We start from the raw sequence: 24,572 nt of genomic DNA on the forward strand, positions 1-24,572 counted from the left end.
GCGAATCAGGGTCGTTCTCAGGGACATCACCGATCGCGTACGCCGCCGGGAGACGGCAAGCTACGTCTCAGGTCGGGTACCAGGTTGGCACCTCAGGATGACGCGCTCGGCCACCCACATGGACGACGATTGTTTTCGCAGTCGCCGAGGGGAGCAGACATGATCGAGGCAGTGGGCCTCACCAAGCGGTACGGCAGGACACTGGCGGTGAACAACCTGTCCTTCTCCGTCGCGGGAGGAGAGGTCACCGGTTTCCTCGGCCCCAACGGGGCGGGCAAGTCGACGACCATGCGCATGATCCTCGGCTTGGACAACCCGACTTCGGGTTCGGTGCGCATCGGGGGCAAGCTCTACCGCGAGCTGAAGGATCCGCTGCGGACGGTCGGCGCGCTGCTGGACGCCAAATGGGTGCACCCGAACCGATCGGCGCGGGCACATCTGCAATGGATGGCGAAGTCCAACAAGATCCCGACGGCCCGGGTCGACGAGGTGCTCGAAATCGTCGGGCTCACCAGCGTCGCCGGAAAGCGGGCAGGCGGATTCTCCCTCGGTATGTCGCAGCGACTGGGGATCGCGGCGGCACTGCTTGGCGACCCGGAGGTCCTCCTCTTCGACGAGCCGGTCAACGGGCTCGACCCCGAAGGCATCCTCTGGATCCGCAAATTCATGCACCGGCTTGCCGATGAAGGCCGCACGGTCTTCGTTTCCTCGCACCTGCTTTCGGAGATGGCGCTCACCGCGAGCCGGCTGGTCGTGATCGGCAAGGGCGAGCTGATCTCCCAGTCCTCCACCGAAGACTTCGTTTCCCGGGCCGCCGAGAACACCGTCAAGGTCCGGTCGCCGCAACTGCCCGCGCTGCGCTCCGCGCTGACGCAGGCGAGCGCGCAGGTCACCGACGCGGGCAAAGCGCTGGTCGTGTCCGGTTTGGACAGTGACAAGATCGGCGAGATCGCCGCGGCCAACCAGATCGTGCTGCACGAGCTCAGCCCGCAGACCGGCTCCCTGGAGCAGGCCTTCATGCAGATCACCGGCGATTCGGTCGAGTACCACACCGGTCTCGAAGCCGAAGCCGCCGAAGTGGTCGCCGCCGCCCAGTAGCCGCTCACTCTCTTGAGGAAAGAAAAGCCATGACTCTGCTCGCCGTGGAACGCATCAAGCTGTTCACCACACGTTCACCGTGGTGGTGTGCGCTGATCACCCTCGCGGTCGTGATCGGTTTCGCCGCCATCATCGCCGGCAACGCCCCCGCCGGTGAACTCACCGACGTCAGCCTGACCCAGTTCGGCTACAAGTCCGGCATGGCCGTGATCATGGTGCTCGCCGCGCTTTCGGTGACCACCGAATACCGCTTCGGCACCATCCGCACCACCTTTCAGGCGGTGCCCAACCGCACCTCGGCACTGCTGGCCAAGACCGGCGTCGTCGCGCTCCTGTCGCTCGTGATCGGCGAGATCGCCGCGTTCGGCGCCTGGGGCCTGGCCGCCGTCATGCGGTCGGAAGACCTCGCGCTGAACACCACCGGCGAGTGGATCAGCGTCGCCGGTGTCGGCGTCGTGTTCGCGCTCGCCTCGGTGATCGCGGTCGCCGTCGGCATCCTGATCCGGCACAGCGCCGGCGCGATCTCCCTGCTGCTGATCTACAACCTGGCGGTGGAGAACCTGGTCCAGCTCATCCCGAAGCTCGGCCAGGACATCCACAAGTGGATGCCGTTCAACGTCGCCGACAAGTTCGTCCGCGGCTCGGGCACCGGGCAGATGGACGGCCCGCCGCTGTCGGACTCGGTGCTGAGCCAGGGCGGGGCGCTGGCCTACTTCGCCGGTTTCGCGCTGGTGCTGCTGATCATCTCGCTGGTCGTCGCGAACAAGCGCGACGCGTAAGGACTTTCCACAGGGGAGAAAGCCGGTCGCGCGGCTCGGGGGAGCGACGCGACCGGACGGGGAGAAAAAGGGGAACAAGGACCGGGCCGCCACATCGGGGGGCAGCCCGGTCCTTTCCTCATTACCGGCCCCGGGACCCGGCTTTGAGTACTGTCGGAATCCACCGGAGGGAGGGCCGATGATCGAGGCCACGAGGCTGACGAAACGCTATGGCGACAAGATCGCCGTCGACGACCTTTCCTTCACGGCCGAAGCGGGTCGCGTGACCGGATTCCTCGGACCCAACGGGGCGGGGAAATCGACCACGATGCGGATGATGCTCGGACTCGACACCCCCACGGCGGGTTCGGTGCGCATCGACGGCAAGGCCTACCGCGAACTCCATGATCCACTTCGGACGGTCGGCGCGATGCTCGACGCGTCGTGGCGGCTTCCCGGCCGTACGGCCCGCGAGCATCTGCGCTGGATCGCCGCGACCAACGGCCTGCCCGACGCCCGGGTCGACGAGGTACTCCGGCTGGTCGGCCTGGAATCGGTCGCGCGCAAACGGGCCGGGCAGTTCTCCCTCGGCATGTTGCAACGGCTCGGGATCGCGACGGCGCTGCTGGGCGACCCGCGAGTGCTGTTGTTCGACGAGCCGGTCAACGGCCTCGACCCCGAGGGCATCGTGTGGATCCGGCGGATGATGCACGCGCTCGCCGCCGAGGGGCGCACCGTGTTCGTGTCCAGCCACCTGCTGCCGGAGATGGCGCAGACCGCGCAGGACCTCGTCGTGATCGGCCGGGGCAAGCTGATCTACCAGGGCACGATGGAAGACTTCATCGGCCGCGCGAAGGGCCTCGGGGTGCGGGTCCGCAGCCCGCATCTACCCGAACTGCGCACGGCGCTGACCGAGAAGGGCGCCGCGTTCCGCGAGGAGGACGGCGCGCTCATCGTGTCCGAAATGGACAGCGACGACATCGGCGAGCTCGCCTTCGCCGCGGGCGCGACCCTGCACGAGCTGAGCCCGCTCACCGGGTCTCTCGAACAGGCGTACATGCAACTCACCGCCGAAGCCGTCGAATACGGCGCCGGCCAGGCCCCGGGGGTCGTCCGATGACCGCGGCGAACCTGCTCCGCGCGGAGCGGATCAAGCTGCTGAGCACGCGCGCACCCCTTTGGTGCGCCGTCATCGCGGTCGTCCTCGCACTCGCCTACACCGCCTTGTTCTTCGGATTCGTGCCGCTCGAAGAAGAGACCACCGTCACCACGACGCAGACCGCGAGCGCCCTCGGCCGCACCGTGGTGCTGGTGCTCGCCATCCTGACGGCGGCGAGCGAGTTCAACTGGGGCACGATGAAGCTGAGCTTCCAGGCGGTGCCGTCCCGCGTGCCGATCCTGCTGGCGAAGGGCGTCGTCGTCGGGGTGTTCTCGGGACTGATCGGGCTCCTCGTCGGCTTCGGCTCGTGGGGGCTGGCGTACTTGATCAAACCGGCCGCCGACCTGGGGCTGACCTCGGGCGCCGACTGGCGCGCGGTGGCGGGCCAGGGCGCGACGTTCCTGCTGACCGGGCTCCTCGGCGTCGGTCTCGGGCTGCTGTTCCGCAGTACCGGTTTCGCGCTCGGCTTCGCGTTGGTCTGGACGCAGTTGATCGAGGGTCTCGTCGTGCTGATTCCGCGCGTGGGCGACGACATCTACCCCTGGATGCCGTTCTTCGCGGCGAATCAGTTTTCGGGGCCGGATCTGACGGTTTCGATGTTGAAACTCCACCCGCCCCTGGGACCCTGGGGTTATTTGGCTTATTTCGCGGGCATCTGTGTGGTTGTCTATACAGCCGGGCTGATGATCACCCATCGAAGGGATGCGTGAGCTTTTACCGCCTCCAAAGGAGTTAAGTCCACGTTAAGAGGCTGTGGCTTCTCTCACAGGAAGCGGACATACTGTTCGTCACCGGGCGATGCTCGGGACGAGCCTATTTTTTCGGCTCTCGGCCCCGGAGGTGATCCTTGACGGTGGATTCCGGTCAGGGAGTAGAACGCATGATCCCGAAAGCCCGCACGGAAAGCACGCAGCCGCGGCTCGAGCCCATGCTCGACCTCGAATGGTCACAGGCGATCGAACTGCCCCGCACGGTGGCGTCCGCGACCCGGCCATCCGATATTCGCCGCGCCTGGGTGCACCGCGCACCCGAAGATCTCGTTGTCGCGTTGTACCGCGCGTCCAGTGGAATGCACGGCGAAATCCCCGCACCGTGGTGGCTTCGGGCCGTCGTGGAAGGAAGACTCGAATCGCGGGAACTCGGTTTCCGCATCGAAGATCGTATCGCCGGCCTGCTCGGCAGGCGTCCCGGTTGGGAATTCGTCCCGTGGGCCGCGGACGGCGAATCCGGCTACTGGGAGTTCATGCCTTCCGAACGCGGAGCGTCCGGGCATTCGATCCCGACCACGGTGCTGAACACCAGCCGCCACGACGGCTGGATCGACGTACTCCCCGCCCACTCCGGCACGACGCCGTCGCCGATCGCGGTCGCCGGATTCGCGGGTCTGCGCTCGCGGCTGGGGGAGTTCGAAGCGTCCCGGTAACCCCACGTTTAATGGGTGGGTGGAAAACGAGGACCAGCCACGGATGCGCAGCGTGGTCAGTTATGTCAAACGCGGCGGCCGGATGACCGTCGGGCAGCAGCGAGCGTGGGACGAGCTGTGGCCGTCGCTCGGCCGCACGGTCGGCGAACTGCCCGAAGGACCGGTGGACTTCGACGACTGGTTCGGCAGGCAGGCCCCGGTCATGGTGGAGATCGGTTCGGGCATGGGCGAGACCACGTCCCAGCTCGCCGCCGCGGCGCCGGAACTCAACTACGTCGCGGTCGAGGTGTACGACCCGGGCCTCGGCCAGCTGATGTTGCGTGCCGAGAAGCTCGGGGTGAAGAACCTGCGGCTGATGCACGGTGACGCGGTCATCCTGCTGACCGAGCACGTCGAGCCGGGCACGCTGGCCGGGGTCCGGCTGTTCTTCCCGGACCCGTGGCCGAAGAAGCGGCACCACAAGCGGCGGATCGTGCAGCCGGGGTTCGTCTCGCTGGTGGCCTCGCGGCTCGCGCCGGGCGGCACCTTCCACATGGCGACCGACTGGGAGAACTACGCGGAGCAGATGATGGAGGTCTGCTCGGCCGAACCGCTCCTGCGCAACCGCCACGCCGACGAGCCCGGCGGCTGGGCCCCGCGCCCGGACTGGCGCCCGATCACCAAGTTCGAGAACCGCGCCGACGTCGAAGGCCGGATCTCGCACGACCTGATCTTCGAACGGGTCTGAAGCGCCTGAAAGGGCCGGTCAGGACGTCCCCCGTCCTGACCGGCCCTTTCTGTACACCCCGCGCCCGCGGGACGCCCCCTGCGCGTCCCGGTGCCCGTTCGTCCCTCCCCCGACAGAGGGACGACCGGGTCACCCGGCTCGTGGGTGGAACCACCGACTCCACCCACGAGACCTGCCCGCCCGGGCGCCATGACGCCATTCGGGCGAACTTTCTATTCGTCGGCGAGCGGCTCCGACTGCACCCGCTTGAGCGCCGGGGTCGAGACGGATGCCCCGAGCAACGCCACCCCGATTCCCAGCACCACGGGTGCCAGCAGCCACGGGCTCAGCACGACAGGGTCCTTTTCGACCATGCTGTAGAGCCCCATACCGACGCCTACCCCGACCGCACCCGCGCCGATGGTGGCCACCATCGCGGGCAGGGCCGCCTCCATCCGCAGCGCCCTCGCCAGCACCCGGACCGGTGTCCCGGCCGCGATGAGCGCCCCGAAGGTGCGGCGGCGGTCCATCACCGAACCGGCGGTCGCCACGGCCGCGCTGCAGCCGGCGAGCACGCCTGCGGCGATCAGGCCGATCACGGTGACCCGGCGCAGGTCGCCGAGTTCCTGTTGCTGGCCGATCAGGTGCAGGCCGCGGCTGCCGACCTCCTGGCCGGGTGCCGCGCCGACCAGCGCCGTCCGCACGATCTCTCCGTTCGACGGCGTCGTCGGCACGACCACGTCGAGGTTCTCCGGCTTGACGCCCGCGGGCACCAGCGCCGGATCGATGACGATCGTGCTGTAAGTGTCCTTTTCGGACTCGGGGAAGGTGTACGCCGGGATGTTCCCGGCGAACGGCACCCCGGCCTGGTTCCACTTCCCCGTCACCCGGAACTGCGCCGGGTCGATCTTGTAGCTGCTGTAGACAGCGGGTCCCGGCTGGCACGAGCCACCGATGTTCACCCGAAGCAGCTTGGACGCGTCTTCGCAGGTCATCACGAAGGCCCGGTTCAGCGACTGGCTGCCGTCGGACCGCATCTCACCGCTCGCCAGGTAGACCTGGCCGACCGCGACGGCCTTTTCGGTGATCCCGTTGCGGGCGAGGGTGGCGTTGGTCTTGTCGACCACCTGCTGTGCCTGGGTCAGGTCGGCATCGGCGTAGAGGACCTCGTCCTTGAAGGTCCGGCCGCCGCCCGCCATCGATTCGAACGAGGGCAGCAGCGTGAGCGCCATGGAGCCGGTGAAGACGGCGAGGACGACACCCGCGGTGGCGCGGTAGGCGCTCTTCGGGTCGTCACGGAGCCTGCGTCCGGCCAGAAGCGACGCCGGTTTGCGCCAGACCCGGACGAACGTGCCGCCGACCGCCGAGGTGACCCACGGGCCGATGATCGCGGCCGAGGCGACCAGCAGGAAGAGCCCGAACATCACCATCCCCAGGTTGCCGTTCTCCTGGCTGACCGCGAAGAGGAAGAACGCGCCGGACACGGGGACCGCGAGCAGGCGCCACCAGTGCAGCGGCTTGCGAGCGTGCGCCGAAGCCGCGAACAGCGGCGTCTTCAGCACGCGGCGGATGCCGAGGACCCCGGCGAACACGACCAGCAGCGGGATCGCCACGGCGACCGCGATGGTCGAGCCGAGCGAAAGGCTGAAGTCCGACGCGAGCCAGGTGCCACCGCCCCACGGGACGAAGGTCGAGAGGCCCTGCAGCGCCGGTGCCACGAGGATGCCGAGGAGCGCGCCGACGATCGCGGACAACGCCGTCTCGCCGGCGACGATCTTCGTCACCTGACCCGGCGTGGCGCCCGCCAGTCGCAGCGCCGCCATCCGCACCTCGCGCCGGGCCGCGGTGAGCCGGGCCGAGGACGCGACGAGCACCAGGCTCGGCACGAGCAGGACGATCACGCCGACCCAGGCGAGCAGTTCGAGCAGCGGGTCGGGCTTGGCCTCCTTGTTGGGGAAGCCGTCTGCCGCCTGCGCCGACTGAGGCATCGACTCCGGGGTGTGGCCGACGATGGCGACCAGCTGCTCCGGATACATCAGAGAGTCCGGGCCGAGCGAATCGACGAGCTTGCCGAACCGGTCCCCGAGCTGGGCGGACGGCGTCGACTGGATCAGCTTCCCGAGCGCGGGCGAAACGACCGCCTCGCCGGGGCCGGGCAGCTTCGGGATGCCCGGAGGCAGGCTGAGCATCGGCGAAGTGCCGGTCTGGGCGATGTCGACCCGGGTGATCTCGCGGTCACCCGAGTAGTCCTTGTTCGCCGCCATCAGCAGCGGCGCCGGGCGCTGGGCCTCGCCGGAACTGGAGTAGTAGCTGTGGATGTCCTGCCAGATCGCCCGCTGCGAGCGGGCCTGCGTGGCACCGGGGAGGGAGGCCAGCAGGAGCACCAGACTGGTCGCGACGGCGACCCCGACCGCGGTGAGGATGGCCGACGTGCGGGTCCGGCGGTCGACCCGGAGCACCCGCATGGCCAGCTGGAAACTGTTCATCAGGCAGCCAGCCTCGTCGCGATCAGCCCGTCGCGGATGGAGACCGTACGCGGCATGGCCTCGGCGAGTTCGCGGTCGTGGGTCACCACGATCACCGCGGCACCACTGTCGGCGGCCGCCGAGAGCAGCGCGTCCATGGTGGCGCGGCCGGTGCGGGTGTCGAGTGCGCCGGTCGGCTCGTCGGCGAAGATCACCTTCGGCCGGTGCGTCAGCGCCCGTGCGATCGCGACGCGCTGCGCCTCACCGCCGGACAGCTCGCCGGGGCGGCGCTTCTCCTTGCCCGCGAGACCGAGCTTCGCCAGCCATTCACGGCCGGCCTCGATGGATTCCTTGCGGCCCTTGCCACTCAGCAGGGACGGCAACGCGACGTTCTCCTCGGCGCTCAGTTCGGCGACGAGCATGCCGGACTGGAACACGAAACCGAACTCGGTGCGCCGCAGTTCGCTGCGCTTGCGCTCGTTGAGCTGGTCGACCCGCTGTCCGGCGAGGAAGATCTGCCCGGAGTCGGCGCGGAGGATCCCGGCGAGCACGTGCAGCAGGGAGGTCTTTCCCGAGCCGGAGGGCCCCACGATGGCGACCGCGTCCCCCGCCTGGATGTCGATGTCGATCCCGGCCAGCGCGTACTGCGTGCCGTACCGCTTCACCAGCCCGCGGCCCGAAAGCACCGGCTGCCCTGTCCACTGTGGATCTTCCACCGTGATTCTCCCTAGTCAGTCACTTGGTGTTCTGCTTCGGGGAAGAGCTTCGCTTCGAAGGGCTCGTGTCCACTTCGGGCAGACGGCCAGTGCTGATCATCGCCGCATCGGCCGATCGGCCGACCCACGACGGACCGGTCGGCCAAGGTGCGGACGGCGGCGGATCCTCTACCGTCACGGTGTGACAGCAGGTCCATCCCAGAACAAGTTCTACGCACGCGCGGGCTCCCTCGTGCGCCGGATCGGCGTGCCCGCGGCCGTACTGCTGGCCGCACTCGCCTTCGACCTGCTCTTCATCACCGACGCCGCGTTCGACAACACGGGCCCCCGAGGCATCGACCTTCTGCTGTTCCCCGGCATCTTCGCGATGGTGTTCTGCGCGCTCTGGGCACGGAAACGGGCGGCCGTGGCCGCTGTCGCCGCGTCGGTCGTGCTGGTGGCCTACACGCTGGTCGTCCGGTACTTCGACATCCCGACCTACTCGAGCGTGCTCGCCCACCTGTCCATCACCGAGGTGGTGGCCGGGGTGGAGATCCTGTTCTACGCGGCGCGCCGGACGCGGCCGGGGGTCGCGTTCGCCGTGATCACCGGGCTGGTGATGGCGACCCTGACCGCGGTTTCGGGCCGCTATTACTACGGCAGCACCTCGAACGGCACCATGGCGCAGGCCATGCTGTTCGGCGGGATCCTGCTCGGCGGAACGCTGGTCTTCGCGATTCCCGGACGCGATCGCACGGCGAACCCGAAAAGCTACGAGAAGCTGCAGAAGATCAACAAGCTGGTGCTGGGCCAATGGCCGCTGATCGGCATGCTGTCCGTCGCGCTGATCGTGGAATTCGGATTCACCTACGCCAGCGGGGCGCACGGCTTCCCCATCCTGGTCTGCTCGATCGTCGCGGCGGTCATCGCGGTCGCCGCGCCGCGAAGGCCGGCCGACGCGATGATCGGGCTCACCGCCGTCATGCTGCTTTCCGCGCTGGTGACGCCGTTCCTCCGGCTCGGCTACGAATACGCGACGCCGGGCGGCGTGCCGGGAACGCAGGTCGTCGCGGGAATGGGCGCGATCGTCACGCTGGTCCGCGCGATCGGGCTCGGCAAATCCCTCTCCCGGCTCGCGGGGATGACCGGGGTGGTGGCGCTCGCCTGCGTTCTCAACACCAGGCGGCCGAGTCCCCGGCTGATGACCGATCCCGACGACATCGCCGGATTCGCGATCGCCGGACTGCTGCTGCTCGGTATCTCGGTGGCGATCGGCCTGGCGCTGCGTTCGCGGGATTCGGAGCGTACGCAGGTCATCCAGTCGGCGATCAGCGACGCGCAGACGTCGGAGCGGATGGCGCTCGCGCGGGAACTGCACGACGTCGTCGCCCACCACGTGACCGGGATCGTCGTGCAGGCGCAGGCGGCGAAGATGATGGGGGAGACGAATCCGCAGGTCGCGGTCGAGGCGATGGGCCGGATCGAGGACGCCGGGGTGGAGGCGCTCGCGGCGATGCGACGGCTCGTGCGGAGCATGCGCGGTGACGCGCCTGCCGGGAGCAGCGAGTTCAGCGAGCAGGCCACCACCGATCTCGCCGCCGACCTGCGGACCCTGATCGAACGGTCCAACCACGGCGTGGAGACGTCGATGAAGCTCGAACTGCCGTCGAACGTGCCGCACGAGGTGGGGCGGTCGGCGTTGCGGCTGGTCCAGGAGTCGCTGACGAATATCGGCAAGCACGCGTCCGGCGCGAAGGAGGCGCTGGTCATCGCCGAGGTCTCCGACGGGGAACTGCACCTCCAGGTGACCGACGACGGACGCGAGCCCCAGGGCCGTCCGGCGGGCGGGTCGGGCGGATACGGTCTGATCGGCATGCGCGAACGCGTCGCCCTGCTGCACGGCCGGCTCTCCGCCGGGCGCGCGCCGGGCGGCGGCTGGCGCGTCGAAGCGTGGCTACCACTTGAAGGAGAAGAGTGATCCGGGTACTGATCGCCGACGACCAGGACATGGTGCGGATCGGCTTCCGGATGATCCTGGACGCGCAGGACGACATCGAGGTGGTCGCCGACGTCGCGGACGGCGTCTCGGCGGTCGCGAAGGCGCGCGAACTGCGGCCGGACGTCTGCCTGCTGGACATCCGCATGCCCGGGATCGACGGACTCGAGGTCACCAAGCAGCTGGCCGGGCCGGACGTCACCGATCCACTGAAGGTCGTGGTGGTCACGACGTTCGATCTGGACGAGTACGTGCACACCGCGCTGCGGAACGGCGCGAGCGGGTTCCTGCTGAAGGACGCCGGGCCCGCGCTGCTGATCGAGGCCGTGCGCGCGGCCGCCCGCGGGGACGCGCTGGTCTCGCCGCAGATCACCGTCCGGCTGCTGAAGCATTTCGACGGCGGGGCGGTGAAACGCGACGTCAGCCCGCCTTCGGAGCCGCTGACCGCACGGGAGCTGGACGTGGTCAAGGCCGCCGCCAAGGGGCTGACGAACACCGAGATCGGTGCCGAGCTGTTCCTGTCGCTGTCCACGGTCAAAACGCATCTGGCCTCGGTGCAGGGCAAAGTCGGCGCGCGGAACCGGGTGGAGATCGCGGCCTGGGCGTGGCGGAGCGGCGTGGTGGATTAGGGCGTGTCTCTCAAACCGGAGTTGGCAGTTCCGGTGACGACACGCGCGCGCGTTTCTTGTGGGCCGAAGGCCTCGGATTTGCGGAGACGGGCCGCTGATACGACCGCGGGAGTGGTCAGCGCATGCCACGGCCCGGCTGCGGAAATCCGACAGCGCGCTTTGAGTGACACAGCCTGACCTAAGCTCTTTCCATGCAACGCCGTTTCCACGCTCCCGTCGTTCTTCCCGCCGACCCCGCTTGCTCGTTGCTGCGTGACGCCGTGGTCGACGTGGACGAAACGGGACGTATCGCCCACGTCGGTCCCACATCCGGGGCTCCCGAAACCTCCGCTCCCGTGACCCGGTTGAGCGGCATCCTCCTGCCCGGCCTGATCAACGCGCACGCGCACAGCCCGATGACGCTGCTGCGCGGGATGGGCGGCGACCTGCCGCTGCTGCGCTGGCTGACCGAGATCATCTGGCCGACCGAGGCGAAGCTGAAGCCCGCCGACATCCGCACCGGCATGGTGCTGGGCTCGGTCGAGATGCTGCGGCACGGCGTCACGACCAGCGCGGAGATGTACTTCGAAGGCGAACAGCTCGCCGACGCGGTGCTCACCACCGGTGGCCGCGTACTCCTGGGCCCGCCGATCATGGAACTGCCGGGGATGGACTGGCGCGCGATGCTCCAGGGCATCGAACGCTGGATCGACACCGACGGCCTCCGGTTCGGCCCCGGTGAGCGGATCGAGATCGGCTACGGGCCGCACTCGGCGTACATGCTGAACGCCGAAGCACTGCGCGCGACCGCGGAATCGGCGGCCGAGCGGGGCGCGCTGGTGCAGATCCACGTGGCCGAGGCGGCACTCGAAGACGTCAAGCAGCGCGAAGAGCACGGCTCGGTGCCCGCGCTGCTGGAGAAGGTCGGGATGCTGCGGGGCCGCGCGCTGGCCGCGCACGCCATCCACCTTTCCGACGAGGACATCGCGCTGTTCGCCGCGCGCGGGGTCGGGATGGCGCACTGCCCTGGCTCGAACGCGAAGCTCGCTTCGGGCATCGCGCGGGTCACGGAGCTGCGGAAGGCGGGCGTCGCCGTCGGGCTGGGCACGGACGGCCCGGCGTCGAACGACGACATCGACCTGTGGGAGGAGCTGCAGCTCTCGGCGATGTTCGCGCGGCTCGCGACCGGCGACTCGACGGTGCTGACTGCGGCTGACGCGTTCCTGCTCGGCACCCGCGGCGGCGCGGACGCGCTCGGCCGGACCGACATCGGCGCGCTGGAGACCGGCCGCTGGGCGGATCTGGTGCACGTCGACCTCGACGACCCGGCCTTCGCCGCCGGACTGGACGTCCCGGACGAGCAGCTGCTCTCGAATCTGGTGTGGGCGGCGGGCTCGCGTCGGGTGCGTGACGTGTGGGTGGCCGGCGAGCAGGTCGTCGGCGACGGCGAATCCCTGCGGGTGGACCGCGCGAAGGTGCAGGCCGAAGTCGCCGAAACCTCCGCCCGCCTGCGTTCTTGAGAAGCCACGGGTCGTGAGTGGTAATGACGGTTAGAACCGTCATTACCACTCACGAGCCTAACGGTTCGTGGCGCCGTTGTAGACCTCGAGAGCCGCGTTCCGGTAGTAGGCGAAGTACGAATCGCCCCAGCTGCCGAAGTAGCTGGCCGTCTGCGTTCCCGACTGGTCGCTCTGGAAGTTCACCAGGAACGCGCCGCCGCTCGCACCGCCGCTGAGCCCGTCGCAGTTCGGGATCTGCACGCCGCCCGACTGCCCGTCGTACGGTTTCCCGCCGCACCAGACGGCGGTGTTCGTCGAGCCCGGGATGCCGAAACCGTAGGCCTGGTCCGCGAGTCCCCAGTTGAACCCGAGCCCGGAGCTGCCGACGGCGTCCTGCACGTGGCCGCCGTTGTTCCCGCCGGTGGCGAGCACGATGAAGGCGTTGTCGCCACCGGGTCCCTTGTCGTCGATCCGCCAGCCCGCAGCCCGCCAGTTCCACCAGCCGTGCGGGGTGTTGCCGTTGCTGTACCCGGGCGCGAAACGGAAGTTCGAGAACACCTTTCCGGTGGCGATGTCCATCACGCAGTGCCGCGCGGTCGCGATCACGTCGCGGTTGTTGCTGGTGACCACGTTCGCCGTGCAGAGGTAGTCACCGACACCCGGGTTCGTGAAAACCAGGCGCCCCAACGTGTTCCACACGCTGGCTTGCGCGGAGAAGTCGCCGGACGGCTTCGTCGCGGGGATCGACACCGGCGGTCCGTCGGTGCTCTGGACCCGCGACACGCCACCGGTTCTCGCCGGGGCGGGCGCGGGTTTGACGTTGGCGAGGCGTTCCGGTGTCCAGTAGGCGTCGGTCTGAGTTGGTGACGCGTGGTTCGTCACGCTGCCGATGGGCGGTTCGGCCTGGGCGGCGGGGACGACGGTCAGGGTGGCGACGGCCGCGACGGCGACCGCGAGCAGGGTTCGGTACACGATGGGATTCCTTGTCTGCACAGGGAGGGACCAAGGTGGAACGAGCCCGCGGCCGCGGTCCGACCAGCATGACAAAGGAAGCCCGGATTTCGTGAGTACGTACCGGGTTTATGTCCGAAAGCGGACAGTTTCCGACACGTCTAGACCAGTCCTCGTGGCCGAAGGGTCACTTCCGTCGGATGCGCATCGCCGGTGGCGGTGACGGCGGCGACCACAGCGGCCGCGACGGATTCGGGACGCAGGAAGCGTTCCGGCTCGTACGCGCGTCCTTCGTCGGCGACGATCGCCTGCTGCATCTCGGTGTCCGTGCGGCCGGGATAGATCGACGTCACCCGCAGCGTGGACTCCTCTTCGCGCAACGCGTCGGCGAAAGCGCGGACGGCGAACTTGCTCGCCGCGTACGGTCCCCAACCCGGGCGCGCGTTCTGCCCCGCACCCGAGTTGATCACGACGACGTGCCCCTTCGCGGCACGCAACGCGGGCAGCAGCTGCCTGGTCAGCGTGACCACCCCGAGCACGTTGACCTCGAAGTTGGCCCGCCAGTCGGCGTCGGCCGCGGTCTCGACCGTGCCGAGCCGCGCGACACCGGCCGAGTGCACCAGCACGTCCAGCTCGCCGAACTCGGCGGTCGCCGCTTCCAGCGTCTCGGTGTCGGTGAGGTCGATCGGCCACGGCCGCGCGTCGGGCAGCGTGACGGCGAGTTCGCCGAGCGCGCCCGCGTCCCGGCCACCGAGCAGCAGGCGGTGGGTGGGGGCGAGGGCGCGCGCGACCGCGGCGCCGATCCCGCGAGTGGCGCCGGTGACGAGAGCGAGGGGAAGATCAGCCATGGGCGTCACGCTAGTCACCCGCAGTCGACCGGCGGTGACGCGACCCGGGGGAACCGCACGGAGCCACGCGTGAACGACCCGATGAGGTTGTCCGTGAACCGTCCAGGCGTCAGCGGATCCCGCACCGACGCGTCGATCTCGACGATCTTCGGGCAGTCGAGCACCTGTCGCGCGGCGGCGACGTCGCCGGCGCGGGCCGGACCGCCCTCGATGATCGGGAGCCGTGCCGAATTCGCCAGTTCCCATACCGGGGGCAGCCATTTCTGGTGCCCGGGCCTGCCGTCGGGGAGCGACGTCGAATGCGCGGCGACCGGGTTGGCGAGGCCGTAACCGTCACGCAGCCGCACGTCGAGCGGGATCAGCAGGCCGAGCGCGCCCATGCTGTCCGCGGCGACGGTCACGTACGGCCTGTACGTCGGGTACGCGTACCAGCGCCTGGTCGCGTAGTCCTGGATCAGCACCGCGGGCCCCGCCACGCCGTGGACGGCCTCCAGCGCAGGCGGCATCCCCGGATGAGCGGCGTAATCTCTGGCCAGGAGCGGATGTTCGTAGCCTGTCGCTCGCGACCAGTACGACCGCTCGTCGGTGACGCCGACGGCCCGCGGCGCGGCGGTGTGCGCCGGGCGGAGCGACGTCGCGGCCACGAACGCCCAGCAGCCGACGCCGGCCAGGAACGCCACGGTCACCCTCGTCACCGGCACCGCCAGCACGGGCAGTACCAGGCAGAACAGCGCCGGGAGCAGCATGCGCCCGTGCATGAAGTCGCCGCCGACCCTGACCACGTACACGGAGAGCACCACCGCGGCGACGAGCGGGACCGCCGTCAGTGCCACGAACGTTCTGTCCATAGTGGACGAAACGGTGAGGGCCGCGGCAGCGAGCAGCAGAACCGGAAGCCACAGCCAATACGGCTGGACGAGATCGACGAGGTACACCCAGCCGCGAGCCCAGTTCGCCTCCGACGCCTCCTTGACCAGCGCGGTGTTCGGGGTCAGCAGGCCGTAGTAGCCCATCCGGAACACCTGGTACGCCAACGGGAGCGCGGCCGCCGCGGCCAGCAGGCCCAGCGCACGGCGGATTCCCGGCCGCAGAAGGAAGAGCAAGGCCGCCAAAGCGACACCGCTGAAGAGCGCGAGATCCGGTCGCACCAGCGACCCCAGCCCGGCGACGACGGCGACCGGCCAGGTCCGCAAGCCGTCCACTGTGGACGTACGTCGGACGAGCGACCACCACGTGCCGCCCAGCCACAGGGTGATCAGACCCGTTTCCAGCCCGGACGTCGCGAAGTCGCGGAACGGTGGCAACGCGCAGACCACCAGCGCACCGGCGGGCGCGAGGCCGGGGAACGCCAGCGGTTGGTAGAGCCGCCGGGCACCGTCCAAGCCGAAGAACAGCCCGGCGACCGAGAAGACCAGTCCGGTGACCACGGAGATCCACTCCAGCGGAACGCCGGGCAGCAGGCCGAGCACGCTCAGTATCGCCGTCCACAAAGGACTGGTATTGGTCTCGACCCGCTCTCCGATGTTGAACACCGGCCCGTTGCCCGCGATGATCTGGCGGACCGTCCGCAGCACGATGAGCCCGTCGTCACTCATCCAGCGGCGGCGCCACGCGAGGTCGGCGTAGACCATCAGCACCAGACCGAACCCGAACCACGTCCAGGTCGACGGCCGGAGGAACCAGGCACGCGTAGGCCACGCGGGCGTGTTCTCGCTCGCGGTCGTACTCGTCTGCGTCATGGCCCCCGTCCGACTCGGTTGCGTGCGCAGGGAATCAGGTCCGCGGCCCGCGCGTCAAACCGCGCGGGCGTGCAGACAGGCTTGCGGCCGCTTCTTCCCGGCCATGGTCAGCCGCGCGGTGACCTCGAATCCCGCCTGGCCGAGCAGCTCGGCGACCCACTCCGGCCGCAGGAGGTAGGCGTCGTAGCTGACCGGGTGGCCGTATGCCGTTTCGGGACTCAGGCGCTCGTCACCGGCGTGGAAGCCGATCAGCAGCTGCCCGCCGATCACCAGCGTCCGGCGGAACCCGGCGAACACCGCCGGAAGCGTCTCCGGCGGCAGGTGGAAGATCGACCACCAGGCGACGAGACCGCCCAGCGAGCCGTCGGGGACGTCGAGCGCGGTCATCGAACCGACGTCGAACCGCAGGTCCGGGTACTGACGACGAGCGAGTTCGACCATTTTCGGCGACAAGTCGACACCGAAGACGTCAAGTCCGAGCGAAGCCAGGTGGGCGGTGACATGCCCCGGTCCGCAGCCGACGTCGGCGACCGGCCCGCGCACCCGCTCGGCGAACGCGGTCAGCATCGCGCGGCCGAGCGGGTCCTGGTCGAAGAGCGGCCGGACGGTGACGGCGTAGTCCTCGGCGACGGTGTCGTAGGACTCGCGGGTGGCGTCGAGATGTGAGGTCACGGTGGGCGACGCTAGCGGCACCCACCGACAGTTCGAGGCTTACGGCTCGATCAGCCCGGCGTCCCTGGTCAGATCCTCCTGCGCGCCGAGCCTCGTCACCGGAGTGCAGCCTGTCGCGGGGTCCGCCGCCGAATCGGTGCCGTTGTACCGCGCGGCACCGGACTGGGTCAGCCGCCGCGAGCCGGTGTCGAAACAGACCTGGTACGAACCCGTGCGCACGCCCTCGAAGGCGTACCGCCCGTCCGGCCCGGTCACGGCCGACGCGACGGCCTTGCCGTCGGCGTCCTTCAGCGTCACCTTCAGATCCGGGACGCCGATCTCGTCACGAGACTGAAGACCGTCCTGGTCCTTGTCCAGCCAGACGAAGTCGCCCATCCTGCTCACCGGCGCGACGAGCCCCGCGGCGAGCGTCAGATCCTGGCGTTTCCGCGGGCCGACCGTGGTGGTCGCGGTGCAGCCGTTCGCCGGGTCGGCGTCGGAATCCTTCGCGTCGTCACCCGCGTCCTTCGTGGTGAAGGTATAGCCCGCGAACTCGGGCGGAAGCGCGCCGATGTCGAAGCAGACCTGGTAGATGCCGTCCTTCAGCTTGGCGAACCGGTACTTGCCGGCGGCGTCCGTGGCGAGGGTGCCCAGCGCCGTGCCCGAAGCGTCCTTCAACGTCACCTTCACCCCGGCGACGCCCGGTTCACCGGCGTCCTGCAGGCCGTTCCGGTCGACGTCGTTCCAGACGAACTCGCCGATCTCGTCGATCGCGGGCGGCGGGGTGACCTTGAGCGTGGTCGTCGCGGTCTTCTGCGGCAGCGTGCCGCCCGGGTACTTCGCGCCGGAGACGGTCACCGTGCCGACGCGGCCGTTGTCGGCCTCGGTGACGTTCGCGTGGTCGCAGGTGATCGTCGTGGACTTGCCGCCGTCGAGACTCGCGATCGGGGCGGGTTTCACGTCGCAGTACGGGTCGTCGACCTTGATGTCGGTCAGGGTGTCGGTGCCGTCGTTGGTCAGCGTGAACCGGAAGTTCGCGGTGGTGCCCGCCTCGACGGTGGCGGTGGCTCCCCAGGCGCCGCTCGCCGGATCCCGCACCTCCGCCTTCACCGAATACGACGCCACCCGCAGGACGACGCAGTCCCACATGACCCAGTTGCGGTCGGTGGCGGCGAAGAACTTCACCGAGGTCGCCGTCGGCGGGGCCGTCGACGGCGGAAAGTCCTGGCGGGCGAGTTTCCCGTCGGCCTCGACGGCGTGCTCGACCTTGCGCTTGTTCTCCAGGACGACCTTGTTCGCCGCGGTGAAGAACCGCAGTCCCGTTTCCTGGACGGCGTCCCCGCGGCGGAGGTTGCCGTCGTTCGTACCGGTCCAGTCGGTGAGCGTGTAGACGCCGCCGGGTACGAACTTCATCGCCGCGTAGGCGGTGCTGACCATCTTGTCCGGCGTCGCGATCAGCGCGTACTTCCCGCCGTCCTGCTGGTAACCGCCGGCGGTGGACAGCTTGGGCCGTTCGCTGCGCGGCGTGCCGGCGGGCACCGGGGCGGCGGGGTTGAAGGTGTACCCGGTGGGCGGGCTGCCTTCCTCCACACTCGGGTTCGGCGCGACGCCGCCGGTGCAGCCCGGCGGGACGGCCGGAGCCTGCGCCCACGCGGGAAATGCGCCCGTACCCAGCAGGAGCGCTCCGGTCGTCATCAACACCAGTGCCCTTTTCACAGGGCTGAAGCTAGTTACCCGTTTCCCGTTCCGTAATCGCTGAACGGTGTCGACCCTAGCCCCGATCAGGCAGAACGTGGCTCGCCGAGAGTGATCGAGGTGCCGCCGCCGTCTTCCCACGGCGGCGGCACCCCGCGGCTACTTGACGCCGATGCGGCCGACCTGGCCCCAGCGGCCCTTCTTCCACACCGAAACGATCGACGGCCGCGGCTGCGACGTGCCGCCGTCCGGCCAGTGCGACACCGGGCTGCCGGAGTTCGGCGCGTCCTCACCGGGGTGCTGGACCGCGACGAGCACCAGGTGATCGGTCACGACGGGGCCGCAGGCCTCACCGCCGTTCGGCACGGTGAGGAACTGCTTGACCTGACCGCGCTGCGGCCCGGTGACCGGTACCGAGAAAAGGCCGTCGTTCGAGCCGAGCGCGTTGCCGTCGGTGGAGATCCACAGGTTGCCGTGCCGGTCGAACGCGACGTTGTCCGGGCAGGAGATCGGGCTGACCTGGTCCTTCGGGAAGCCGCCGAAGTAGGTGTCCGCCGTCTTCGGGTCACCGCAGACGAGCAGGAGCCGCCAGGAGAACTTCGTCGACGCGGCGTCACCGCCGTTCTCTTCCCACTCGAGGATGTGCCCGTTGCGGTTGTTCGGCCGCGGGTTCGCCTCGTCGACGTTCGCCTTGCCGGCGGGGCCACGCTGGCTGTTGTTGGTCAGCGCCGCGTAGATCCGGCCGTTGACCGGGTTCGGCTCGATGTCCTCCGGCCGGTCCATCTTGGTCGGCTGGACCTTGTCCGCCGCCTCGCGGGTGAAGACGTAGACCTCTTCGGCGGTGAAACCGTCCACAAAGGACTTGTCCCCGGCGGCCAGCGGGATCCACTCGCCGACACCGTCGAATTCGCCGTCCGCCGGGAGCTTGCCGGTGCCGTCGATCTCGGCGGCCGGGCTGTCGCCGGTGAACCGGCCGACGTACAGCGTGCCGTCGTCGAGCAGCGCCGAGTTGTGGCGACGCGCGTGCGCGCTCTTGCCCGGCTTGTACTTGCCCTTGGAGACGAACTTGTAGATGTACTCGAAGCGCTCGTCGTCGCCAGAGTAGACGGCGACGCGGCCGTCCTTGGTGATCTTGACGTTCGCGGCCTCATGCTTGAACCGGCCGAGCGCGGTGTGCTTGATCGGCGTCGAGTTCGGGTCGTTCGGGTCGATTTCGACGACCCAGCCGAACCGGTTGGCCTCGTTGGGCTCCTGCGCGAGGTCCCAGCGCTTGTCGAACCGCTCCCACTTGCGGGTGCTTTCGGTGCCGGAGAAGCCGTACCGCTTCAGGCGGGCGGCCGCGACCGGGTCGGTGACCTTGGCCGCGTTGGCGAAGTACTGGTTGACGTTCTCCTCACCGGAAAGCACGGTGCCCCAAGGGGTCACGCCGCCGGCGCAGTTGTTCTGGGTGCCGAAGACCTTGCGGCCGGTCGGGTCCGCGGAGGTCTTGAGGTACTTCGAACCGGCGGCCGGGCCGCGCACCTCGAACGGGGTGTTGAGCGTGATGCGGCGGTTGAACGGGCTCGGCGTCACCCGCAGGGCGCCGCCGATCGGGTCACGGAAGGCCTGGACGACCGAAAGGCCGTGCGCGGCCCAAGCGATCTTGACCTGCTCCTCGGTCGGGTTCTTCGGGTCGTACTGGTCGACCGGGAACATGTGGACCTCGGTCGTGTACTCGTGGTTCACCACCATGAGGTTGCGGATGCCCAGCGGGTCCTGCGGGATCAGGCCGACGAAGTCGCAGTTGTAGCCGAACTGCTTCGCCTGCGCCGCCGCGGTCTGCTTGTGGAAGTCGAACTTCGGCGCGCCCCACTCGACGGCGTCGCCCCAGCGGATGACCACACGCTGCTCGTAACCCTCGGGGATGGTGACCGCGTCGAGCGTGTTCGGCGGCACCGCTTCGAAGTCGGTGCCCGGCACCGGACGTCCGGGGCGGCCCGGTTTCCCGTGGGCCGCGGCGGAAACGTCAGCCGGGGTCTCGGCGGCGGCCGTGCCGGACAGCGCGGCGAAACCACCGGCGGCCGCGGCCATCACGGCGCTCGCCTTCAGCGCGCCACGACGGGACAGCATGTTCTTGACGACGTCGCCGAAGTACTCGTTGTCCGACGTGTTCGGCTCGGGGTGGGCGCACGCGTTGCCGCAGCGGTACTCGCAGGTGACCGCGGAGCGGCCACCGGGGTGGGAGGTGATCAACGGCAGCAGCCGCTGAGGCTCGAAGGACACAGGGCCTCCATGGTCGCGGTGGGTACACGTAGTCCAGTCGGGGGAACGCCGTGACGTTAAGCGACCAAAACGATCCAGCTCTGGCCAGAAGATGAACAGCGTGCGAACGAGCGATGGCGCGCTGCCGGACCCGGTAGCGCGCCATCGACCAAAAGTACTGCTAGATCGTTGCTTATCGACTAAGAACCGATGTCGGCCAGGCCGTGCCTGCCGGGTTTCCACACCGCCACGACCGAGGGACGGGGCTGGGTTTCGCCGCCGTCCGGCCAATGAGAGGCCGGTTTGTCGGCGTTCGCGCCGTCCACTTCACCCGGATGCTGGACACAGACCGTGACAATCTTCCGCTCGACGATCGGGCCGCAGGTCTCCGCGCCGCGGGGCACGGTGAGGAACAGCTTCAGCTCCCCGCGGTTGCGGCCCTCCAGCGGCACCGAATAGAGGCCGTCGTTGATGCCGAGGGCACCCGCCGAGTCGGTGGAGATCCACAGGTTGCCGTGCCGGTCGAAGGCCACGTTGTCCGGACTGGAGATCGGCGAGACCTGGTCCTTGGGGAAGCCGGCGAAGTAGGTGTCCGGCGACGCCGGATCACCGCAGACGAGGAACAACCGCCAGCTGAACGTGAGCGCGAGCGCGTCCCCGCGACGTTCTTCCAGTTCCAGCACCTGGCCGTGCTTGTTGTTCAGCCGCGGGTTGGGCTCGGTGGCGCCTTCCTTGCCGGGGTTGCCGCGTTCGACGTTGTTGCTCAGCGCGCAGTAGATCCGGCCGGTGTACGGATGCGCCTGGATGTCCTCGGGACGGTCCATCTTGGTGGCGCCCACCCGGTCGGCCGCCTCGCGGGTGAAGACATAGACCTCCTCGGCGGTCATTCCGTCCACAAAGGACTTGTTGCCGGACGCCAGCGGGATCCACTCGCCGCCGCCGTCGAATTCGCCGTCACCGGGCAGTTTCCCGGTGCCGTCGATCTCCGCGGCCGGGCTGTCGCCGGTGAAGCGGCCGACGTAGAGCGTGCCGTCGTCGAGCAGGGTCATGTTGTGCCGCCGCGCGTGCGCGCTGTCACCCGGCTTCATGCGGCCCTTCGAGATGAACTTGTAGATGTACTCGAAGCGCTCGTCGTCGCCGGAGTAGGCGACCACGCGGCCGTCCTTGGCGACGCGGATGTTCGCCGTCTCGTGCTTGAACCGGCCCAGATGCGTGTGCTTGACCGGGGTGCTGTCCGGGTCGTTCGGGTCCAGTTCGATCACCCAGCCGAAGCGGTGTGCCTCGTTCGGCTCCCTGGCGATGTCCCAGCGCGCGTCGAACCGCTCCCATTTCCGGGTGGTCGCGGTGCCCTTGATGCCGTACCGCGCGTAGCGCTTGCGCTTCACCGGATCGGCCACCGTGTCCGCGTTCCCGAAGTACTGGTTGATGTTCTCCTCGCCGGACAGGATCGTGCCCCACGGCGTGACGCCGCCGGCGCAGTTGTTCATCGTGCCCAGCACGACCGTGCCGGTGGGGTCGGCGGCGGTCTTGAGCAGGTCACTGCCCGCGGCCGGGCCGGCGACCTTGAACGGGGTGTGCAGCGTGATGCGCCGGTTGTAGCGCGACATCTTCGGCCGCAGATGGCCGGTGTCGCGTCCGCGCGTCACCTGCACGACCGTCAGCCCGTGTGCCGCCCAGGCGATCTTGACCTGCTCCTCGGTCGGGTTGTTCCGGTCGTAGCCGCGGAACATGAACTCTTCGGAGGTGTACTCGTGATTCGTGACCAGAAGCGCGGAAAGGCCGGAATGGTCCAGCGGGAGCAGCGCGGCGAAGTCGCAGTTGTAGCCGAACTGCTTCGCCTGCGCCTCGGCGGTCTGGTGGTCGAAGTCGAACTCCGGCGCGCCGGGCAGCACCGCGTCACCCCAGCGGATGACGATGCCCTGCTCGTAGCCCTCCGGCACCACGACGGCGTCGAGCGTGTTCGGCTGGACCCGCTGGTAGTCGGTGCCGGGTGGTGGCTTGCGCCGTCCCGCCGGTTCCGCCTCCGGCGCGGCGGAAGCGGGCCCGGCGAGCGCGAGCGGCGTACCGGCGGCCAGCGCGACGACGGCGGTCGCCTTCAACGCGCCGCGGCGGCTCACCGCGCCGAGCACGTCGGCGAAGGTGGGGTTGTCCGAGGTGTTCGGCGCGTCGTGGAAGCACGCGTCGCCACAGCGGTAGGTACAGGTCACTGACGCGCGGCTTGGTGAGTGGCCGGCCAGCAACGGAAGGAACTTCACGCGGACCTCCGGTCAGGCAGTTCGGAAGGTCGACGCTAAGGCACCGGACCGACGAGAGGAAACCCCTCGTTGGTCCGGTGTTCACCCTTCGTTCCGATTCACATCTCTTCGCCGACGAGGACGGCTTCGGCCGGGATCGTGTGCGGGTCGGCGGACTTCTCGCGGATCGTCAGCAGGGCACCGGCCAGCACGCAGAGGATCGCGGCGATCACGAACGGCGCCTGCTTGGCCCCGAACCACTCGGCGAGGTGACCGACGATGGTCGCGGCGACCGCGCCGCCGAGCCAGCGGCAGAAGTTGTAACCGGCGCTCGCGACCGGACGCGGAGCACCGCTGATGGACATCGCCGTCCCGGTGAAGAGCGTGTTGAGCAGGCCCGAGACCAGACCCGACAGGATGATGCCGACCACCAGGACCGGCTTGCTCGGGATCGCCATGATCAGCAGCAGTACCGCGTAGCCGAAGACGGCGACCACGGTCGCGTGCCGCTCACCGAGCTTCGCGGCGAGTTTCGGCGCGAGCACCACGCCCGCGACGGCGACCGAAAGGCCCCAGCCGCAGAAGATCAGTCCGACCGCGACCGCGCTCCACTCCAGTACGAACGGCGACCAGGCCAGCACCACGAAGAACGCGGCGGTGTACAGCGCGGAACCGATCGACGTACGCAGCAGCCCGGCGTGCTTCAGCGCGCGGAACGGGTCGAGCAGGCGGATCTTCGGCCGCTTCTCCTTGGCGTCGCTGGTCAGGAAGATCGAGCACAGCACGAGTCCGCACAGCATCAGGAGAGAGGTACCGAGGAACGGGCCGCGCCAGGAGATGCTGCCCAGCAGGGCGCCCAGCAGCGGGCCGACCGCGAGGCCGACGCCCAGGGCGGCTTCGTACAGCAGGATCGCGCCCGCCTGGCCGCCGGTCGCGGCGCCGACGATCACCGAAAGCGCCGTCGCGATGAAGAAGGCGTTGCCGAGTCCCCAGATCGCGCGCAACCCGATGAGCTGCTCGATCGACCCGGACGCGGCACACAGCGCGGTGGCGACGACGACCAGCGTCAGCCCGACGACCACAGTCCGCTTGGCCCCGAACCGGGCGCTCATCGCGCCGGTCACCAGCATGGCGACCGCCTGGACGCCGAGGTAGCTGGAGAACAGCAGTGTCACCTCGGACGGCGTCGCGTGCAGGCCTTCGGCGATCGACAGCAGGATCGGGTCGACCAGCCCGATCCCCATGAACGCGATGACCGCGGCGAACGCGGTGATCCATACCTGTTTGGGCTGTCCCTTGACGGCGTCCAACAGGCTCGAGTGGTGCTCAGCGCCCATCGCGGATCAGTTCCTCCTTCTTGTCTTCCTGCAGCAACCTGGTGAGGGCGGGGAGCGCGGCTTCGATGGCGGCGCGATCGGCGTCGTCCAGTCCGAGAAGCCGTTCGCGGAGGAATTCCTCCCTGGCGACGATCAGCCGCCGATGGAAGCGCTGCCCCACCTCGGTGACCTCGACGAGCACCGCCCGGCCGTCGGCGGGATCGGGACGGCGGCTGACCAGCCCCAGCCGTTCGAGACGGCGGACGACGTCGGTCATCGTCGGCATCCGGACCTGTTCCAGCTCGGCGAGCGCGCTCATCCGGCGCGGGCCGCCGTTCAGCAGCTCCGACAGCACCGACCCCTGGGTGAGGGTGAGCTGGACCTGCGGGGTCTCCCGGCGGACGAGGTAGTACAGCCGGAAGACCAGCGGGCGGAGCCGATGCGCGAGGCCGGCGACGGTCGTGGTCACTTAGCCATGCTAACTAAAAAT

20 protein-coding genes are annotated in these 24,572 nt (G+C 69.1%); 9 read left to right on the forward strand and 11 right to left on the reverse strand.

What is annotated here, in order from left to right; translation table 11 throughout:
• The first annotated feature begins 159 nt into the window (after window positions 1–159).
• The 6 genes from L324_RS14715 (at window position 160) to trmB (ending at window position 5,165) form a co-directional block, all read left to right on the forward strand.
• The gene (locus tag L324_RS14715; protein ID WP_037307433.1) at window positions 160–1,098 is read left to right on the forward strand and encodes an ABC transporter ATP-binding protein; all 939 of its coding nucleotides are present in this window, start codon (window positions 160–162) and stop codon (window positions 1,096–1,098) included.
• 29 nt (window positions 1,099–1,127) lie between these two features.
• Window positions 1,128–1,877, forward strand: a complete 750-nt coding sequence (locus tag L324_RS14720) for an ABC transporter permease (protein WP_037307435.1) — start codon at window positions 1,128–1,130, stop codon at window positions 1,875–1,877.
• Between the two features lie 178 nt (window positions 1,878–2,055).
• Window positions 2,056–2,976 carry an ABC transporter ATP-binding protein gene (locus L324_RS14725; protein WP_037307437.1) on the forward strand — a complete coding sequence of 307 codons (921 nt, stop codon included), beginning with the start codon at window positions 2,056–2,058 and terminating at the stop codon, window positions 2,974–2,976.
• The gene (locus L324_RS14730; RefSeq protein WP_037307440.1) at window positions 2,973–3,725 is read left to right on the forward strand and encodes an ABC transporter permease; all 753 of its coding nucleotides are present in this window, start codon (window positions 2,973–2,975) and stop codon (window positions 3,723–3,725) included. The genes L324_RS14725 and L324_RS14730 overlap by 4 nt, the downstream gene beginning before the upstream one ends.
• A gap of 170 nt (window positions 3,726–3,895) precedes the next feature.
• Window positions 3,896–4,438: a hypothetical protein gene (locus tag L324_RS14735; RefSeq protein ID WP_037307443.1), complete on the forward strand. Its 543-nt coding sequence runs from the start codon at window positions 3,896–3,898 to the stop codon at window positions 4,436–4,438.
• A gap of 43 nt (window positions 4,439–4,481) precedes the next feature.
• A complete protein-coding gene (gene trmB / locus L324_RS14740) occupies window positions 4,482–5,165 on the forward strand; it encodes a tRNA (guanosine(46)-N7)-methyltransferase TrmB (RefSeq protein ID WP_037307446.1) in 684 nt (227 codons plus the stop codon).
• Window positions 5,166–5,377: 212 nt separating this feature from the next.
• On the opposite strand, the gene L324_RS14745 is transcribed toward trmB, so the two are convergent.
• Window positions 5,378–7,630, reverse strand: coding sequence for an FtsX-like permease family protein (locus tag L324_RS14745; protein ID WP_037307449.1), 2,253 nt, complete (start codon window positions 7,628–7,630; stop codon window positions 5,378–5,380).
• Window positions 7,630–8,325 (reverse strand): ABC transporter ATP-binding protein, encoded by a 696-nt coding sequence (locus L324_RS14750; RefSeq protein WP_037307451.1) that lies wholly within the window; start codon window positions 8,323–8,325, stop codon window positions 7,630–7,632. Before L324_RS14750 ends, L324_RS14745 begins: the two co-directional genes overlap by 1 nt.
• A 181-nt stretch (window positions 8,326–8,506) precedes the next feature.
• Here L324_RS14750 and L324_RS14755 point away from each other — a divergent pair, with 181 nt between their 5' ends.
• The 3 genes from L324_RS14755 to L324_RS14765 all read left to right on the forward strand — a co-directional run bounded on the left by L324_RS14755 (window position 8,507) and on the right by L324_RS14765 (window position 12,428).
• Window positions 8,507–10,282 (forward strand): sensor histidine kinase, encoded by a 1,776-nt coding sequence (locus L324_RS14755; protein ID WP_037307454.1) that lies wholly within the window; start codon window positions 8,507–8,509, stop codon window positions 10,280–10,282.
• Window positions 10,279–10,929, forward strand: coding sequence for a response regulator (locus L324_RS14760; RefSeq protein WP_007032342.1), 651 nt, complete (start codon window positions 10,279–10,281; stop codon window positions 10,927–10,929). The genes L324_RS14755 and L324_RS14760 overlap by 4 nt, the downstream gene beginning before the upstream one ends.
• 191 nt (window positions 10,930–11,120) lie before the next feature.
• Window positions 11,121–12,428 (forward strand): amidohydrolase family protein, encoded by a 1,308-nt coding sequence (locus L324_RS14765; protein WP_037307457.1) that lies wholly within the window; start codon window positions 11,121–11,123, stop codon window positions 12,426–12,428.
• A gap of 57 nt (window positions 12,429–12,485) precedes the next feature.
• Here L324_RS14765 and L324_RS14770 read toward each other — a convergent pair whose 3' ends face one another.
• The 9 genes from L324_RS14770 to L324_RS14810 all read right to left on the reverse strand — a co-directional run bounded on the left by L324_RS14770 (window position 12,486) and on the right by L324_RS14810 (window position 24,551).
• Window positions 12,486–13,379, reverse strand: coding sequence for a trypsin-like serine peptidase (locus L324_RS14770; RefSeq protein ID WP_051173907.1), 894 nt, complete (start codon window positions 13,377–13,379; stop codon window positions 12,486–12,488).
• Window positions 13,380–13,519: 140 nt separating this feature from the next.
• Window positions 13,520–14,206, reverse strand: a complete 687-nt coding sequence (locus tag L324_RS14775) for an SDR family oxidoreductase (protein ID WP_037307459.1) — start codon at window positions 14,204–14,206, stop codon at window positions 13,520–13,522.
• A gap of 14 nt (window positions 14,207–14,220) precedes the next feature.
• Window positions 14,221–15,945 carry an arabinofuranosyltransferase AftB family protein gene (locus L324_RS14780; RefSeq protein WP_037307461.1) on the reverse strand — a complete coding sequence of 575 codons (1,725 nt, stop codon included), beginning with the start codon at window positions 15,943–15,945 and terminating at the stop codon, window positions 14,221–14,223.
• A gap of 54 nt (window positions 15,946–15,999) precedes the next feature.
• A complete protein-coding gene (locus L324_RS14785; RefSeq protein WP_037307464.1) occupies window positions 16,000–16,617 on the reverse strand; it encodes a class I SAM-dependent DNA methyltransferase in 618 nt (205 codons plus the stop codon).
• Window positions 16,618–16,656: 39 nt separating this feature from the next.
• Window positions 16,657–18,291: a DUF7850 domain-containing protein gene (locus L324_RS14790; protein ID WP_438938456.1), complete on the reverse strand. Its 1,635-nt coding sequence runs from the start codon at window positions 18,289–18,291 to the stop codon at window positions 16,657–16,659.
• A 159-nt stretch (window positions 18,292–18,450) separates the two neighbouring features.
• Entirely contained in the window at window positions 18,451–20,553 is a 2,103-nt protein-coding gene (locus tag L324_RS14795; RefSeq protein ID WP_037307468.1) for a PhoX family protein, read from the reverse strand.
• A 179-nt stretch (window positions 20,554–20,732) separates the two neighbouring features.
• Window positions 20,733–22,787, reverse strand: coding sequence for a PhoX family protein (locus L324_RS14800; protein ID WP_037307471.1), 2,055 nt, complete (start codon window positions 22,785–22,787; stop codon window positions 20,733–20,735).
• Window positions 22,788–22,885: 98 nt separating this feature from the next.
• Window positions 22,886–24,103, reverse strand: coding sequence for an MFS transporter (locus L324_RS14805; RefSeq protein WP_037307473.1), 1,218 nt, complete (start codon window positions 24,101–24,103; stop codon window positions 22,886–22,888).
• A complete protein-coding gene (locus L324_RS14810) occupies window positions 24,093–24,551 on the reverse strand; it encodes a MarR family winged helix-turn-helix transcriptional regulator (RefSeq protein WP_037307476.1) in 459 nt (152 codons plus the stop codon). The genes L324_RS14805 and L324_RS14810 overlap by 11 nt, the downstream gene beginning before the upstream one ends.
• Window positions 24,552–24,572: the final 21 nt, after the last annotated feature.

The sequence above is a fragment of the Amycolatopsis orientalis DSM 40040 = KCTC 9412 genome (genome assembly GCF_000478275.1).
Lineage (GTDB): Bacteria > Actinomycetota > Actinomycetes > Mycobacteriales > Pseudonocardiaceae > Amycolatopsis > Amycolatopsis orientalis.

Excerpts from the sequence above, each read along its gene's own strand:
- trmB (WP_037307446.1), top strand. The coding sequence starts at position 4,482 with ATGCGCAGCGTGGTCAGTTATGTCAAACGCGGCGGCCGGATGACCGTC.
- L324_RS14730 (WP_037307440.1), top strand. The coding sequence starts at position 2,973 with ATGACCGCGGCGAACCTGCTCCGCGCGGAGCGGATCAAGCTGCTGAGC.
- L324_RS14780 (WP_037307461.1), bottom strand. The coding sequence starts at position 15,945 with ATGACGCAGACGAGTACGACCGCGAGCGAGAACACGCCCGCGTGGCCT.
- L324_RS14775 (WP_037307459.1), bottom strand. The coding sequence starts at position 14,206 with ATGGCTGATCTTCCCCTCGCTCTCGTCACCGGCGCCACTCGCGGGATC.
- L324_RS14745 (WP_037307449.1), bottom strand. The coding sequence starts at position 7,630 with ATGAACAGTTTCCAGCTGGCCATGCGGGTGCTCCGGGTCGACCGCCGG.
- L324_RS14715 (WP_037307433.1), top strand. The coding sequence starts at position 160 with ATGATCGAGGCAGTGGGCCTCACCAAGCGGTACGGCAGGACACTGGCG.
- L324_RS14805 (WP_037307473.1), bottom strand. The coding sequence starts at position 24,103 with ATGGGCGCTGAGCACCACTCGAGCCTGTTGGACGCCGTCAAGGGACAG.
- L324_RS14790 (WP_438938456.1), bottom strand. The coding sequence starts at position 18,291 with ATGACGACCGGAGCGCTCCTGCTGGGTACGGGCGCATTTCCCGCGTGG.
- L324_RS14765 (WP_037307457.1), top strand. The coding sequence starts at position 11,121 with ATGCAACGCCGTTTCCACGCTCCCGTCGTTCTTCCCGCCGACCCCGCT.
- L324_RS14735 (WP_037307443.1), top strand. The coding sequence starts at position 3,896 with ATGATCCCGAAAGCCCGCACGGAAAGCACGCAGCCGCGGCTCGAGCCC.
- L324_RS14725 (WP_037307437.1), top strand. The coding sequence starts at position 2,056 with ATGATCGAGGCCACGAGGCTGACGAAACGCTATGGCGACAAGATCGCC.
- L324_RS14720 (WP_037307435.1), top strand. The coding sequence starts at position 1,128 with ATGACTCTGCTCGCCGTGGAACGCATCAAGCTGTTCACCACACGTTCA.